The organism is Streptomyces nanshensis, from assembly GCF_001751255.1.
In the GTDB taxonomy this organism is placed as follows: Bacteria; Actinomycetota; Actinomycetes; order Streptomycetales; family Streptomycetaceae; genus Streptomyces; species Streptomyces nanshensis_A.
In genome coordinates this window covers 245-13,997 of the sequence record NZ_LJGW01000165.1, presented here as the reverse complement: position 1 = coordinate 13,997, position 13,753 = coordinate 245, and the positions used below count along the sequence as shown (strand labels likewise).

12 protein-coding genes are annotated in these 13,753 nt (G+C 70.9%); 10 read left to right on the top strand and 2 right to left on the bottom strand.

The window, feature by feature from the left end; translation table 11 throughout:
• Positions 1-197 precede the first annotated feature (197 nt).
• Positions 198-1,112, bottom strand: coding sequence for a murein hydrolase activator EnvC family protein (locus AN218_RS39040; protein WP_079132018.1), 915 nt, complete (start codon positions 1,110-1,112; stop codon positions 198-200).
• 394 nt (positions 1,113-1,506) lie between these two features.
• On the opposite strand from AN218_RS39040, the gene rpsB reads away from it, so the two are divergent.
• The 10 genes from rpsB to AN218_RS10380 all read left to right on the top strand — a co-directional run bounded on the left by rpsB (position 1,507) and on the right by AN218_RS10380 (position 12,507).
• A complete protein-coding gene (gene rpsB / locus AN218_RS10425) occupies positions 1,507-2,430 on the top strand; it encodes a 30S ribosomal protein S2 (RefSeq protein WP_070016509.1) in 924 nt (307 codons plus the stop codon).
• A 286-nt stretch (positions 2,431-2,716) separates the two neighbouring features.
• Positions 2,717-3,553, top strand: coding sequence for a translation elongation factor Ts (gene tsf / locus AN218_RS10420; RefSeq protein WP_070016508.1), 837 nt, complete (start codon positions 2,717-2,719; stop codon positions 3,551-3,553).
• 160 nt (positions 3,554-3,713) lie between these two features.
• Positions 3,714-4,481, top strand: coding sequence for a UMP kinase (gene pyrH, locus AN218_RS10415; RefSeq protein WP_070016507.1), 768 nt, complete (start codon positions 3,714-3,716; stop codon positions 4,479-4,481).
• A 160-nt stretch (positions 4,482-4,641) separates the two neighbouring features.
• A complete protein-coding gene (gene frr, locus AN218_RS10410) occupies positions 4,642-5,199 on the top strand; it encodes a ribosome recycling factor (RefSeq protein WP_070016511.1) in 558 nt (185 codons plus the stop codon).
• Between the two features lie 58 nt (positions 5,200-5,257).
• The gene (locus tag AN218_RS10405) at positions 5,258-6,439 is read left to right on the top strand and encodes a phosphatidate cytidylyltransferase (RefSeq protein ID WP_070016506.1); all 1,182 of its coding nucleotides are present in this window, start codon (positions 5,258-5,260) and stop codon (positions 6,437-6,439) included.
• A gap of 134 nt (positions 6,440-6,573) precedes the next feature.
• Positions 6,574-6,915, top strand: coding sequence for a hypothetical protein (locus AN218_RS10400; protein WP_070016505.1), 342 nt, complete (start codon positions 6,574-6,576; stop codon positions 6,913-6,915).
• A 321-nt stretch (positions 6,916-7,236) separates the two neighbouring features.
• On the top strand, positions 7,237-8,346 hold the full coding sequence (gene rlmN / locus AN218_RS10395; protein ID WP_070016504.1) for a dual-specificity RNA methyltransferase RlmN: 1,110 nt from the start codon (positions 7,237-7,239) through the stop codon (positions 8,344-8,346).
• A gap of 295 nt (positions 8,347-8,641) precedes the next feature.
• Positions 8,642-9,724, top strand: a complete 1,083-nt coding sequence (locus AN218_RS10390; RefSeq protein ID WP_070016503.1) for a thiamine ABC transporter substrate-binding protein — start codon at positions 8,642-8,644, stop codon at positions 9,722-9,724.
• Positions 9,700-11,472 (top strand): ABC transporter permease, encoded by a 1,773-nt coding sequence (locus tag AN218_RS10385; protein WP_079132017.1) that lies wholly within the window; start codon positions 9,700-9,702, stop codon positions 11,470-11,472. Before AN218_RS10390 ends, AN218_RS10385 begins: the two co-directional genes overlap by 25 nt.
• On the top strand, positions 11,473-12,507 hold the full coding sequence (locus AN218_RS10380) for an ABC transporter ATP-binding protein (protein WP_070016502.1): 1,035 nt from the start codon (positions 11,473-11,475) through the stop codon (positions 12,505-12,507).
• A gap of 79 nt (positions 12,508-12,586) precedes the next feature.
• On the opposite strand, the gene AN218_RS10375 is transcribed toward AN218_RS10380, so the two are convergent.
• A complete protein-coding gene (locus AN218_RS10375) occupies positions 12,587-13,696 on the bottom strand; it encodes an LOG family protein (RefSeq protein ID WP_070016501.1) in 1,110 nt (369 codons plus the stop codon).
• Positions 13,697-13,753: the final 57 nt, after the last annotated feature.

Sequence of the window (13,753 nt, the reverse complement as noted above, 5' to 3'; positions counted from 1 at the left end):
CCGCCCCGCCCCACCCCTCCCGCCCCCGCTTTGCTCATGGCTGTACTTGCCGTCGCCCTGCGTTCACCGACGTCTCGGCCCGTACGCGTCGCACACCGGTAGCTCGCGCAGCGACACTGCAGCCAGCAGGCCACTGCCCCTTCAGCCGGACTGCGCAGGCAGCCTCGGAATCACCGGCCCTTCCCGCGCAACGCTCGTCATGCGCCGCGTGAACAACCCACCGCACGCCCGCGCTTGCGCGCGAGTTGCCGGTGCGCACACCACGCCCCTAAGCCAAGTCCCGCGGCCAGCAGGAGCGACGTCCCAGACGCCCCTATGCCCGGTGCTGTCCCGGCATTGCCTTCGACGCTGCTTACCGCCGCCACGCTGCTGACCTTCGGCACCCTCGCTTCAGTCCCTGAGGCGTCACCTCCACTCCGAGGCACCGGTACCCCGAAGACCGGCAGCAGCCTCGACGGCCCAGCCCGGAGCAGCCTGTCCGGCAGCAGCGACAGTGGGTCGACATACCGCTCGCCTCGTCGCGCACCCCAGTGCAGGCAACCGCGGGGACAGTGAAACGGGCCCGCCGCCACAGTGCCCACGCGTTGGCCGGCCCGTACCCGCTGGCCTTTCCGGACTGTGGCCCTTACAGGCTCGTATGTCGTACGCAGCGGTGGTCGCCCCGTGCCCGAGACCGCGATCGATACCACCCCACGTCCGGCGACCTTGCCCACGAAGACGACCCGGCCGCCAGCCGCGGCACGTACCGGACTGCCCCGGGGAGCCGCGAGGTCCACCCCGCGGTGCCCGGCAGCCCAGGGCTGCGGCGGCGGGTGCCAGCCCCGCACGACCCGTGGCCTCGTCGCACCCGCATCGCCGTCCACCGGCCAGGAACGATGACCGGGTCCGCCCGTGTCCGAGGCGGAGGCCCGCCCCTGTCTCCCGTCCGCGAGAGCCTGCGGCCCCCACACCGCACCCGACGTCAGGGTCAGAACACAGCAAGCCAGCACGGAGGCCACCCCACGCGCAGCGCCCTTCCGCCTGCCAGCGGCATACAGCGCATGCGTCGCAGACCCCGCGGGCCCCCTCGCCGACCTCCAAGCCGACCTCGCGTTCCGTTCAGTGGAAAACATTCAGCACCTCCATGAGCCTCGCAGTGAGAGGCATTGGAATCGGACTGTGCTGAGAGGATTCCGTGCGGTGACGTGTCGTGGGGATCTTGCTGAACTTCGGTGGATAACCGGCTGGTTGTGGACAAGTGCGTCACCTGCGCGAGTACGTCACCGCACCCGCGACCCTCCGTGCGAGGGATCCGGGCCCTTCCCCGGTCCCGTACACTGCTGGTGGCGGCCCGGGCCACCGGGCTGACTTCGCACGCCTCGCCACCCTCACCCGGTGGCCGCGTATCTCGGTCCCGTCAGGGCCCTCTCTGCAGGTCCCGCGGGCGCAACGCGACAGAGGCGTCAGGCAAGCGATGGCCGTCCCGGCCAGCGCTGACGACAACCGAGTATTCCGAGGAGAACGGCCATGGCCGTCGTCACGATGCGGGAGCTGCTGGAGAGCGGCGTCCACTTCGGGCACCAGACCCGCCGCTGGAACCCGAAGATGAAGCGCTTCATCTTCACCGAGCGCAACGGCATTTACATCATCGACCTGCTCCAGTCGCTGTCGTACATCGACCGCGCCTACGAGTTCGTCAAGGAGACCGTCGCGCACGGCGGCTCCATCATGTTCGTCGGCACCAAGAAGCAGGCCCAGGAGGCCATCGCCGAGCAGGCCACGCGCGTGGGCATGCCCTACGTGAACCAGCGCTGGCTCGGCGGCATGCTGACGAACTTCTCGACCGTCTACAAGCGCCTCCAGCGGCTGAAGGAACTGGAGCAGATCGACTTCGAGGACGTGGCCGCCTCCGGCCTCACCAAGAAGGAACTGCTCGTCCTCTCCCGTGAGAAGGCGAAGCTGGAGAAGACCCTCGGCGGTATCCGCGAGATGCAGAAGGTGCCCAGCGCCGTGTGGATCGTGGACACCAAGAAGGAGCACATCGCCGTCGGCGAGGCGCGGAAGCTCAACATCCCCGTCGTCGCGATCCTGGACACCAACTGCGACCCGGACGAGGTCGACTACAAGATCCCGGGCAACGACGACGCGATCCGTTCCGTCACGCTCCTCACCCGCGTGATCGCCGACGCCGCGGCCGAGGGCCTCATCGCCCGCTCCGGTGCCGCCGAGGCGGCCAAGGGCGGCGACAAGGCCGCCGAGCCGCTGGCCGAGTGGGAGCGTGAGCTCCTGGAGGGCGAGAAGGCCGAGGGCGCCGACGCCAAGACCGCGGAAGCGACCCCCGAGGCCGAGAGCGAGAAGGCCGAGGCCGCTGAAGCCAAGGCCGAGGAGAAGCCGGCCGAGGCCGCCGAGACTGCCGAGGCCGCCGAGCCGAAGACCGCTGAGAACGCCTGACGTTCACCATTCGCCGGGGTGCGGCGGCGAGGCGGGCACAGCGGGCTCCGTCCCGCCGCCGTCCGCTCGCCCACGCCGCACCCCGGTGACCAGATCGGCGGCCGTACGGGACGAGAGGGGGCGCGGCACACAGCCGCGCTCCCCACGTACCGCCTCGCGTACCGCACACGGTGACGCGCGAGACGTCCCGCAGGCTGCAAAGAGACCTCAAGAAGGACGAGTTCCGCCGTCCCGGCGCTCCGTACGCGCCGGCCGTGCGGAGCCTGGTCACAGAAGGAAACCAAGCATGGCGAACTACACCGCCGCCGACGTCAAGAAGCTCCGCGAGCTCACGGGCGCCGGCATGATGGACTGCAAGAAGGCGCTCGAGGAGGCCGAGGGCGAGGTCGACAAGGCCGTCGAGGTCCTCCGCGTCAAGGGCCAGAAGGGCGTCGCGAAGCGCGAGAGCCGTACGGCGTCGAACGGCGCCCTGGTCGCCCGTATCGCCGACGACAACAGCGCCGGCGTCCTCGTCGAGCTGAAGTGCGAGACGGACTTCGTCGCCAAGGGTGACAAGTTCCTCGCCGTCGCGAACGCCATCGCCGCGCACGTCGCCGCGACCTCCCCGGCCGACAGCGCCGCGCTGCTCGCCTCGGAGATCGAGCCGGGCAAGACCGTGCAGGCGTACGTGGACGAGGCCAACGCCAACCTCGGCGAGAAGATCGTCCTGGACCGCTTCGCCCAGTTCTCCGGCGCCTACGTCGCCTCCTACCTGCACCGCACGAGCCCGGACCTGCCCCCGCAGGTCGGCGTGCTCGTCGAGCTGGACAAGGAGAACGCGGAGATCGCCAAGGACGTCGCGCAGCACATCGCCGCCTTCGCCCCGCGTTTCCTCACCCGCGACGAGATCCCGGCCGAGACGGTCGAGAACGAACGCCGCATCGCCGAGGAGACCGCCCGCGAGGAGGGCAAGCCGGAGCAGGCGCTTCCGAAGATCGTCGAGGGCCGCGTCACGGGCTTCTTCAAGGAGAACACCCTGCTCGACCAGCCCTTCGCGAAGGACAACAAGAAGAGCGTCCAGAAGGTTCTGGAAGAGGCCGGCGTCACGCTGAAGCACTTCGCGCGCTTCCGCGTGGGCGCCTGAGAGCCGGCCCTTATCCGCACGCCGCCGCGTGGCACCACGCGACCGGCACGCGCCCGATAAGGTCGGGCACAGGGCAGTTGTGACGAGGAGGCCATTGCCGCACAGGGATTGCACCCATCCGACGGCAGTGGCCTCCTTCGTATGTGCGCGAGGAGAGTTCATGAGCAAGGACAGCGATACATCCGACACAGGCAGGAGCCGCAGCGGGCGCAAACGCTTCCTGCTCAAGCTCTCCGGTGAGGCGTTCGCCGGCGGCGGGGGGCTCGGTGTCGACCCCGACATCGTGCACAAGATGGCCCACGAGATCGCGTCGGTCGTACGGGACGGTGCGGAGCTCGCCGTCGTCATCGGCGGCGGCAACTTCTTCCGCGGCGCCGAACTCCAGCAGCGCGGCATGGACCGTGCCCGTTCCGACTACATGGGCATGCTAGGCACCGTCATGAACTGCCTTGCCCTGCAGGACTTTCTGGAGAAGGAAGGCATCGACTCGCGCGTCCAGACGGCCATCACCATGGGCCAGGTCGCCGAGCCGTACATTCCGCTGCGCGCCGTACGGCACTTGGAGAAGGGCCGCGTCGTCATCTTCGGCGCGGGGATGGGCATGCCGTACTTCTCCACCGACACCACCGCCGCGCAGCGTGCCCTGGAGATCCACGCCGAGGCGCTGCTGATGGGCAAGAACGGCGTCGACGGCGTCTACGACTCCGACCCCGCGAAGAACCCGGACGCCGTGAAGTTCGACGCCCTGGAATACGGCGAGGTCATCACACGCGATCTGAAGGTCGCCGACGCCACAGCCGTCACGCTCTGCCGCGACAACAAACTTCCGATCCTCGTCTTCGAGTTGCTCGCCGAGGGCAATATCGCGCGGGCGGTGAAGGGTGAGAAGATCGGCACCCTGGTGAGCAACCAGGGCACGAGAGGCTGACGTTGGCCCGTACGCGGCCGTCCGGCGTGCTCGGTGCCCGCCGGGTGACTCGCCGTCGCAGAACGGCTCGACACAGGCTGGACAACCGTCTGCCGGTCGGACACCGTGCAGACATCAGGGCTTGTCCGCAAGGCTCATTCAAGGAAACCAGGAGCACGTGGTGATCGAAGAGACCCTCCTCGAGGCCGAGGAGAAGATGGAGAAGGCGGTCGTGGTCGCCAAGGAGGACTTCGCCGCGATCCGCACCGGCCGTGCGCACCCGGCGATGTTCAACAAGATCGTGGCGGAGTACTACGGCACGATGACGCCGATCAACCAGTTGGCGTCGTTCTCGGTTCCGGAGCCGCGGATGGCGGTGGTGACACCGTTCGACAAGAGTTCGCTGCGCAACATCGAGCAGGCGATCCGCGACTCCGACCTGGGCGTCAACCCGTCGAACGACGGCAATCTCATCCGGGTGACGTTCCCCGAGCTGACGGAAGAGCGGCGCAGGGAGTTCATCAAGGTCGCCAAGGCCAAGGCCGAGGACGCGAAGATCTCGATCCGCAGCGTCCGCCGCAAGGCCAAGGAGTCCTTCGAGGCCGCCATCAAGGACGGCGACATCGGTGAGGACGAGGGCCGCCGGGCCGAGAAGGAGCTCGACGACACCACCTCGAAGTACGCGGGACAGGTGGACGAGTTGCTCAAGCACAAGGAAGCCGAGCTGCTCGAGGTCTGATCCCCCGCGCGGGGCTGTGTGAGATCCGTCAGAGGTCCGAGGTCTGAGGCTGCTATCTGTGAACGACTCAACGTGGGGAGCCCCGCCGCCCGGTGCCGGTTTCCAGGGCGCACCCGACCAGGGGCGCGCCACTCCCGGCGCCTTCCACTCCGGCGCGGCCGGAGCGCCCGCCCACGAGGCCGGCGGAGGACCGCGGACGCGGCACACGCCGAGCGTCTCCGACCCCGGCGGCTCTGACGGCGGCCACGGCAGACCGGGTCCGTACGGGCCGCAGGGCTCCGGCAGTTCCGGACCGGCAGGCTCCGGCGGCCCCTCGGGCTTCGGGGGAGCCTCCGGTTCCGACGGCGCGTCCGGCTCCGGCGGTTCGGCTACGTCCCGGCCGGGTTCCGCTTCCGGGCCGGGACCGGCGCCGCAGGGCGGCAAGAAGCGGGCCGGACGGGATCTGCGCGCCGCGATAGGAGTCGGCGTCGGTCTGGGCGTGGTCATCCTCGCCGCGCTCTTCTTCTACAAGCCGGTCTTCCTCGGCGTGATCGTCGTCGCCGTCGTCGTCGGCCTGTGGGAGCTGACCTCACGTCTGACCGAGCGCAAGGAGATCCACGCCCCCCTCGTACCGCTCGCCGTGGGTGGCGCGGCCATGGTCACCGCGGGCTATCTGCGCGGACCCGAGGGCGCGTGGGTGGTCATGGCGCTGACGACCCTGGCCGTGTTGGCGTGGCGGATGACGGAGTCGCCCGACGAATATCTCCGGGACGTCACCGCCGCCGTCTTCGCCACCTTCTATGTGCCGTTCCTCGCCACGTTCGTCGCGCTCTTGCTCGCCGCGGACGACGGCCCCTGGCGGGTCCTGACGTTCCTGCTGCTGACGGTCGTCAGCGACACCGGCGCGTACGCGGTCGGCTGGCGCTTCGGCCGGCACAAGCTCGCCCCGAACATCAGCCCCGGCAAGACCCGGGAGGGCCTGGGCGGCGCGATCGCCTTCTCCATGGCGGCGGGCGCGCTGTGCATGCAGTTCCTGATCGACGGCGGCGTGTGGTGGCAGGGCCTGCTGCTGGGCCTGGCCGTCGCGGTGACCGCGACCCTGGGCGACCTGGGCGAGTCGATGATGAAACGGGACCTCGGCATCAAGGACATGGGCACCCTCCTCCCGGGCCACGGCGGCATCATGGATCGCCTGGACTCCCTCCTCCCGACGGCCCCGGTGGTCTGGCTCATCCTGGTCGCCTTCACGGGGGCGGCCTGACGGGGCCTACCAGGCGTCCGCGTCACCGCGTCCAGCCGGGATGCGTGAAATCCTGTGTCTCAGAGGCGAGTTGACGATCCAGACTCAATGCATGGACGCAGGAATCGGGCGCCCTTCATGACCGGGACGTCGCCATGGACGGCATCCTCAGCGCGCTGGAGTGCGAAGTGCCTCATCTGCCTGACGTGGAGGACAGGGTGACCCGTTTCGTCGCCCTCGCCCGGGACGTGCACCGCGCCGCCGAAGTGGTCATCCTCGAAGGACCCGCGCACGTCGTAGAAGCTGCCCAGCAAGTGACGCACGCCTCCGCTGAACTCTCTGACGTCATGCGGCGCATGGCCGACAAGGCACGGTCGGGCATCGACGCTCACAAGACGGCTGACCGCGCGCTCGCCGCTCAGCGGGAACACGACCTCTACCAAAGAGTTCAGCAATTCCGGACTGCCGCCCGCACCGCCCTCGGCAACGCGGACTAGCACGGTCTCCCCGGCTCCGCCGTCAGAGACGCCGAGGGGCGAGATCTGCGGCGGCATCGTCATCTGTCACTGCACAGGCGGTCCCTTGCGACGCGGCGCCGTCTGGGCCGTTGGCCGAAGAACACAGCGATTCGATTCGTTGATCTTTCGAGATCCCGCAGGCAGCTTGAGCTGAAAGAACGCTGGAGCTTCGACTTGGGCCATCTCGCCGCCGCGCCAGGTCGCCCGACACCGGCACTCGACAGCCGACACCCGATGGTGACCCTCCCCACCCCGCTCCCGTCCAGGCCACCCTCGCCCGTCTGCGAGACTGGTCGGGTTATGCCTGCACCCGGAGAGCTCACCTTCGTACAGCCGCGAGGGGCCGCGAGGCCGCCGCGGCATCTTGCCGATCTCACGCCCGACGAGCGTCGTGAGGCGGTGGCCGGGGCGGGGGAGAAGCCGTTCCGGGCGCGGCAGCTGTCGACGCACTACTTCTCGCGGCTCGCGCACGAGCCCGCGCAGTGGACGGACATCCCTGCCGCCGCGCGGGAGAAGCTGGCCGCCGAGCTGCTGCCCGAGTTGATGAGCGTCGTTCGGCACATCAGTTGCGACGACGACATGACGCGGAAGACGCTGTGGCGGCTGCACGACGGGACGCTCGTGGAGTCCGTCATGATGCGGTATCCCGACCGGGTCACGATGTGCGTCAGTTCGCAGGCGGGCTGCGGCATGAACTGCCCGTTCTGCGCGACCGGTCAGGCCGGGCTCGACCGCAATCTGTCGACCGCGGAGATCGTGCACCAGATCGTGGACGGCGTACGGGCGCTGCGGGACGGCGAGGTCCCCGGCGGCGGGCCGGAGCGGCTGTCGAACATCGTCTTCATGGGGATGGGCGAGCCGCTCGCCAACTACAAGCGCGTCGTCGGCGCGATCCGCCGGCTCACCGACCCCGAGCCGGACGGGCTCGGCCTGTCGCAGCGCGGGATCACCGTTTCCACGGTGGGACTGGTCCCGGCGATGACGCGGTTCGCCGACGAAGGGTTCAAGTGCCGTCTCGCGGTGTCGCTGCACGCGCCGGACGACGAGCTGCGGGACACCCTCGTGCCCGTCAACACCCGCTGGAAAGTACGCGAAGTGCTGGACGCCGCCTGGGAGTACGCGGCGAAGTCCGCGCGGCGGGTGTCCATCGAGTACGCCCTGATCCGGGACATCAACGACCAGGCGTGGCGCGCGGATCTGCTGGGGCGGCTGGTCAAGGGCAAGCCCGTCCACGTCAACCTCATCCCGCTGAACCCGACGCCCGGCTCCCAGTGGACGGCGTCCCGGCCGGAGGACGAGGCCGCGTTCGTGCAGGCGCTGGAGGACCACGGGGTTCCGGTGACCGTACGGGACACCCGCGGCCAGGAGATCGACGGCGCCTGCGGGCAGCTCGCCGCCACCGAACGCTGAGCCGCAGCGCGGCACTTCGCCTCGCAGGCGCATGCCGTACGTCGTAGCCACCGGCCGCGGCCGGTGACCGCAGGCCGGTGGCTGATAATCTGCGGCAGGGCGTCTTGTCGCAGGCACAACAACCGGCGGCGGGGCTCCCGACAGACAACAGACCGACAGGGGAGCGCACACAGCGCTGAGAGTGCGGCCGTACGCATACGCCGTGCACGCCCGGGATTCCGGGAGCACGTCCGTCCGCGGCCGCAGACCCTCGAACCTCGCCCGGGTCATGCCGGGTAGGAAGTCGATGAGCCGTATGAACAAGCATGTGCTGCGCGCGGCTGCCGCCGCCACGACCGTTCTCGCTCTGGCCGGCGGCCTCGCCGCGTGCGGCGGGCAGGGGCAGAGCGACGAGGCGGGCGGCAAGACCGTCACCCTCGTCACGCACGACTCCTTCGCCGTCTCCAAGCCCGTACTGAAGAAGTTCACTCAGCGCACCGGCTACACGGTGAAGGTGCTGCGCGGCGGGGACGCCGGTGCCGCCGTCAACCAGGCCGTCCTCAACAAGGGCAACCCGCAGGGCGACGTCTTCTTCGGCGTCGACAACACCCTCCTCTCCCGGGCACTCGACAAGGGCGTCTTCGCCCCGTACAAGGCCGGCGGACTCGCGCACGTCCCCGCGAAGCTCCAACTCGACCGGGACAGGCACCGGGTGACGCCCGTCGACACCGGCGAGATATGCGTCAACTACGACCGCGCCTGGTTCGACGCGCACGACGAGAAGCCGCCCCGCACGCTGGAGGATCTGACCGACGCCCGGTACAAGGACCTCCTCGTCACCCCGAACGCCGCCACGTCCTCACCTGGACTGGGCTTCCTGCTGGCCGCCGTCGACGAGTACGGCGCGAAGGGCTGGAAGGGCTACTGGAAGAAGCTGCGCGCCAACGGCGTCGAGGTCGTCGACGGCTGGGAGCAGGCGTACAACGACCGCTTCAGCGGCTCGGCCGGCGGCAAGGGCAAGGGCGACCGGCCGCTCGTCGTCTCCTACGCCTCCAGTCCGCCAGCCGAAGTCCTCGGCAAGAAGCCGCTGCCCGACCGGGCGCCCACGGGCATCGCGGAGCGGACCTGCTTCCGGCAGACGGAGTTCGCGGGACTGCTGGAGGGGGCGCGCAACACCGAGGGCGGCAAGGCGCTGCTGGACTACATGCTCGGCAGGACCTTCCAGGAGGACATGCCGCTGCAGATGTTCGTCGAACCGGCCCGTGAGGACGCCGAGTTGCCCGAGGTGTTCACCAAGTACGGCGGGTCGCCCAAGGATCCGGCCGCCATGGACCCGGGCGTCATCGACGCGCACCGCGAAGAGTGGATCGACGCATGGACGTCGCTCGTCGTGAAGTAGTGCCCGAACGGGCCCCCGCCGGCGGCGCGTTCACCACCGGACCCGGCGGCGGCGCCCCGGCTGCCGGCCGTCCCCGCCGTACGCGGCGCGGCGGCGGCGCGGCCCTGCCGCTCGCCCTGCTCGCGCTGCCCGTCGCCTTCTTCGGCGTCTTCTTCGCCTACCCCGTCGCCGCGATCGTCGCCCGCGGTCTGCGAACGGACGCCGGCAGGTGGCACTTCGGGCGGCTCGCGGACGTCCTGGCCGCCACCGACACCGCCCAGGTGCTGTGGTTCACCGTGTGGCAGGCCGCCGCCTCGACCGCGCTGACCCTCGCGCTCGGACTGCCCGCCGCGTACGTCTTCGCCCGGCTGGACTTCCCCGGCAGGCAACTGCTGCGCGCCGTCGTCACCGTGCCGTTCGTGCTGCCGACGGTCGTCGTCGGCTCGGCGTTCCTGGCGCTGCTGGGACGCGGCGGCCTGCTGGAGGAGTGGGCGGGGCTGCGGCTGGACACCAGCGTGTGGGCGATCCTCCTCGCTCACGTCTTCATCAACTACTCCGTCGTCGTACGGACGGTGGGCGGGCTGTGGGCGCAGCTCGACCCGCGCCAGGAGGAGGCGGCGCGGGTGCTCGGCGCGAGCCGCCTCGGGGCGTGGCGGCGCGTGACGCTGCCCGCGCTCGCGCCGTCCGTGGGCGCCGCCGCGCTGATCGTCTTCCTCTTCACCTTCACCTCCTTCGGTGTGATCCAGGTGCTGGGCGGCCCCCGGTACGCCACGCTCGAAGTGGAGATCTACCGGCAGACCGCCGCGCTGCTCGACCTGCCGACGGCGGCCGTGCTCACGCTCGTCCAGTTCGCCGCCGTCGGCACGCTGCTCGCGCTGCACGCCCGTACGGTCAGCAGACGGCGGGCCGCGCTGAGCATGGTGGACGCCGCGTCCGTCGCACGGCGGCCCCGCGGCCGTGCCCAGTGGACGCTGCTGTGCGGCGTGCTGACCGTGACGGCTCTGCTGGTCCTCGTGCCGCTGGCCGTGCTGACGGCACGCTCCTTCGACGGCCCGGACGGCTGGGGACTGGCCAACTACCGTGCCCTCGGGGAGGTTTCGGGCAGCGCCACCTTCACCGTGCCGCCGCTGGACGCCGTCGGGAACTCCCTCGCGTACGCGGCGATCGCCACGCTCATCGCGCTGGCCGCCGGAGGACTGGCAGCGGCGGCGCTCACCGTCCGTACCTCCGGAGGCGCCGCCGGAGCGCTCGTCCGCGGCTTCGACTCCCTGCTGATGCTGCCGCTGGGCACCTCCGCCGTGACCGTCGGCTTCGGCTTCCTCATCGCGCTGGACGAGCCGCCGCTGGACCTGCGCTCGTCCTGGATGATCGTCCCCGTCGCCCAGGCCCTGGTCGGCGTGCCCTTCGTCATCCGGACGATGCTGCCGGTGCTGCGCGCGGTCGACGTGCGGCTGCGCGAGGCGGCGGCGGTGCTCGGGGCGTCGCCGCTGCGGGCGTGGCGCGAGGTGGATCTGCCGCTGGTGCGCCGGGCGTTGCTCGTCGCGGCGGGCTTCGCCTTCGCCGTCTCCCTGGGCGAGTTCGGCGCCACGGTCTTCATCGCACGCCCCGACGCACCGACGCTGCCCGTCGCCGTCGCCCGTTTCCTCGGCCGCGCCGGCGAGGTCAACTACGGGCAGGCGATGGCGATGAGCACCCTGCTGATGCTCGTGTGCGCGGCGACGCTCCTCGTACTGGAACGCCTGCGCCCGCACTCCCAGGGAGAGTTCTAGATGCTGCGACTCGACGGTGTGACGGCGGAGTACGAGGCAGGGCGGCGCGCGCTGGACGGCGTCGACCTGGACGTCGCCGACCACGAGACGGTGTGTGTGCTGGGCCCCAGCGGCAGCGGCAAGTCGACGCTGCTGCGCGTCGTCGCCGGACTGCACACGCCCCGCACGGGCCGCGTCGTCCTCTCCGGACACGACCAGGACGGGGTGCCGCCGCACCGGCGCGAAGTCGGCCTGATGTTCCAGGACCACCAGCTCTTCCCGCAGCGCGACGTCGGCGGCAACGTCGCCTTCGGGCTGCGCATGCGCGGCACCGGGCGGCGCGAGGCACGCACACGCGTCGCCGGACTCCTCGCCCTCGTCGGCCTTCCCGGCGCCGAACGCCGGCCCGTCGCCGCCCTCTCCGGCGGCGAGCAGCAGCGCGTCGCCCTCGCACGGGCGCTGGCGCCCCGGCCGCGGCTGCTGATGCTGGACGAGCCGCTGGGGCAGCTCGACCGGGGCCTGCGGGAGCGGCTCGTCGTCGAACTGAGCGCTCTCTTCCGCGAGTTGCGCACCACCGTGCTCGCCGTGACGCACGACCAGGGCGAGGCGTTCGTTCTGGCCGACCGTGTCGTGGTGATGAACGAGGGGCGCATCGCCCAGACCGGTACGCCGCTGGAGGTGTGGCAGCGCCCCGCCTCGGAGTTCGTCGCCCGCTTCCTCGGCTTCGACAACGTCGTCGCCGCGACCGTGCAGGGCGCCGTCGCCGACACCCCCTGGGGCAAGCTCCCCGTGGAGGACGGCACACCGCCGGGCGCGTGCCGTCTCCTCGTACGGCCCGCGGGCGTACGGCTCACGGCACCCGAGGACGGGCTGCGCTGCCGCGTCGAGGCGCGGACCTTCCGCGGCGGCGACGCCGCATCGGTGACGCTGCTGCTGCGCCCCGCCGACGGGCCGCGCCTGGAGGCTTCGTGCTCCCTGCGGGAGGCGCCGGCGAACGGTGCGGAGGTCGGCGCCGCCTTCGACGGGCGGGACGTGATCCGGCTCGGCGCCGGCTGAACTCTACGCAATCTGCCCGGACTTGCCGGTCCGCAGAAGCGGCCTGCCGGAGCGCGGGCCCAAGTGCCGTCAAGTGCCGTCAGCCGCCGGGCAGTTCGGCCTCCCGCAGCCGCTCCAGCGTCTGCGGGACCTCCTCGACCGAGGCGGCCAGCGCGATCCGCGCGGCCATCGGACGCTCGGACGCCAGCGCCTGGAGCAGCGGCCAGCACGGCAGCGTACGCGTCCAGTGCTCCTCGTCGACGAGCACCATCGGCGTCGGGGCGCCGCGCGACTGGTAGTAGTTGGGCGTCGCGTTGTCGAAGATCTCCTGCACCGTCCCCGCCGCGCCCGGCAGAAAGACCACCCCGGCGTTCGACCGGGCCAGCAGCCCGTCCTCCCGTACGGCGTTGACGAAGTACTTCGCGATGTGCTGCGCGAAGGCGTTGGGCGGCTCGTGCCCGTAGAACCACGTCGGGATCCCTACGGACGGGCCGCCGTCCGGCCAGCCGGAGCGCACCGCGAACGCCGCCCGTGCCCACTCGCCGACGGACTCCTCGAACGACGGCGCCGTCGCCAGCATCTCCAGCGCCTTCTCCAGCATGCCGTCGTCGAACGGGGCGGCGTACGCACCCAGGTTGGCGGCCTCCATCGCACCGGGGCCGCCGCCCGTCGCGACCGTGTGCCCCGCGCGGGCCAGCGTGCGCCCCAGACGGGCCGCGCCCGCGTAGGCGCCGCTGCCGCGCGCCAGCTTGTGGCCGCCCATGACGCCCACCACCCGTGCGCCGACGAGCTGTTCGTCGAGGGCGTCGGAGACCGCGTCGTCGTGTACGGCGCGGAGCATCGAGGAGAAGACGTCGCCGTCGTTCTTCGTGCGCTGGAACCAGCCGTACGAGCGGGCGTCCGGGGTGCGGTCGTAGCCCTCGGCCAGGTCCGCGTACAGCTCCTCGGGCGCGTACAGCCTGCTGCGGTACGGGTTGAACGGCAGCCTCGGCACCGGCGGGAAGACCAGTCCGCCGCGCTCCTGCACGGCCGCGACCGACTCGGGCGCCATCGCGCAGCCCAGGAAGACCGCGCCGTCGGTCTCCGCCGAGGACAGGGCGGCGGCGCGTTCCCGCAGATCCACCGACTGCACCCGCCAGCCGCTGAGCGAGCCCGTCGCCTCGACGACGTCGTCGAACTCCCCGAGGCTCTCTATCTCGTGATCCAGCATCCGGTCAGCGTAGGCGGCGACGGCAGCGGGGCGGCCCCCTTCATACGAAGAGGGCCG

What these genes read in the sequence shown, in the direction of transcription:
- AN218_RS39040 (WP_079132018.1), bottom strand. Translation starts at nt 1,112, where the DNA reads ATGTTTTCCACTGAACGGAACGCGAGGTCGGCTTGGAGGTCGGCGAGG.
- rpsB (WP_070016509.1), top strand. Translation starts at nt 1,507, where the DNA reads ATGGCCGTCGTCACGATGCGGGAGCTGCTGGAGAGCGGCGTCCACTTC.
- tsf (WP_070016508.1), top strand. Translation starts at nt 2,717, where the DNA reads ATGGCGAACTACACCGCCGCCGACGTCAAGAAGCTCCGCGAGCTCACG.
- pyrH (WP_070016507.1), top strand. Translation starts at nt 3,714, where the DNA reads ATGAGCAAGGACAGCGATACATCCGACACAGGCAGGAGCCGCAGCGGG.
- AN218_RS10400 (WP_070016505.1), top strand. Translation starts at nt 6,574, where the DNA reads ATGGACGGCATCCTCAGCGCGCTGGAGTGCGAAGTGCCTCATCTGCCT.
- rlmN (WP_070016504.1), top strand. Translation starts at nt 7,237, where the DNA reads ATGCCTGCACCCGGAGAGCTCACCTTCGTACAGCCGCGAGGGGCCGCG.
- AN218_RS10390 (WP_070016503.1), top strand. Translation starts at nt 8,642, where the DNA reads ATGAACAAGCATGTGCTGCGCGCGGCTGCCGCCGCCACGACCGTTCTC.
- AN218_RS10385 (WP_079132017.1), top strand. Translation starts at nt 9,700, where the DNA reads ATGGACGTCGCTCGTCGTGAAGTAGTGCCCGAACGGGCCCCCGCCGGC.
- AN218_RS10380 (WP_070016502.1), top strand. Translation starts at nt 11,473, where the DNA reads ATGCTGCGACTCGACGGTGTGACGGCGGAGTACGAGGCAGGGCGGCGC.
- AN218_RS10375 (WP_070016501.1), bottom strand. Translation starts at nt 13,696, where the DNA reads ATGCTGGATCACGAGATAGAGAGCCTCGGGGAGTTCGACGACGTCGTC.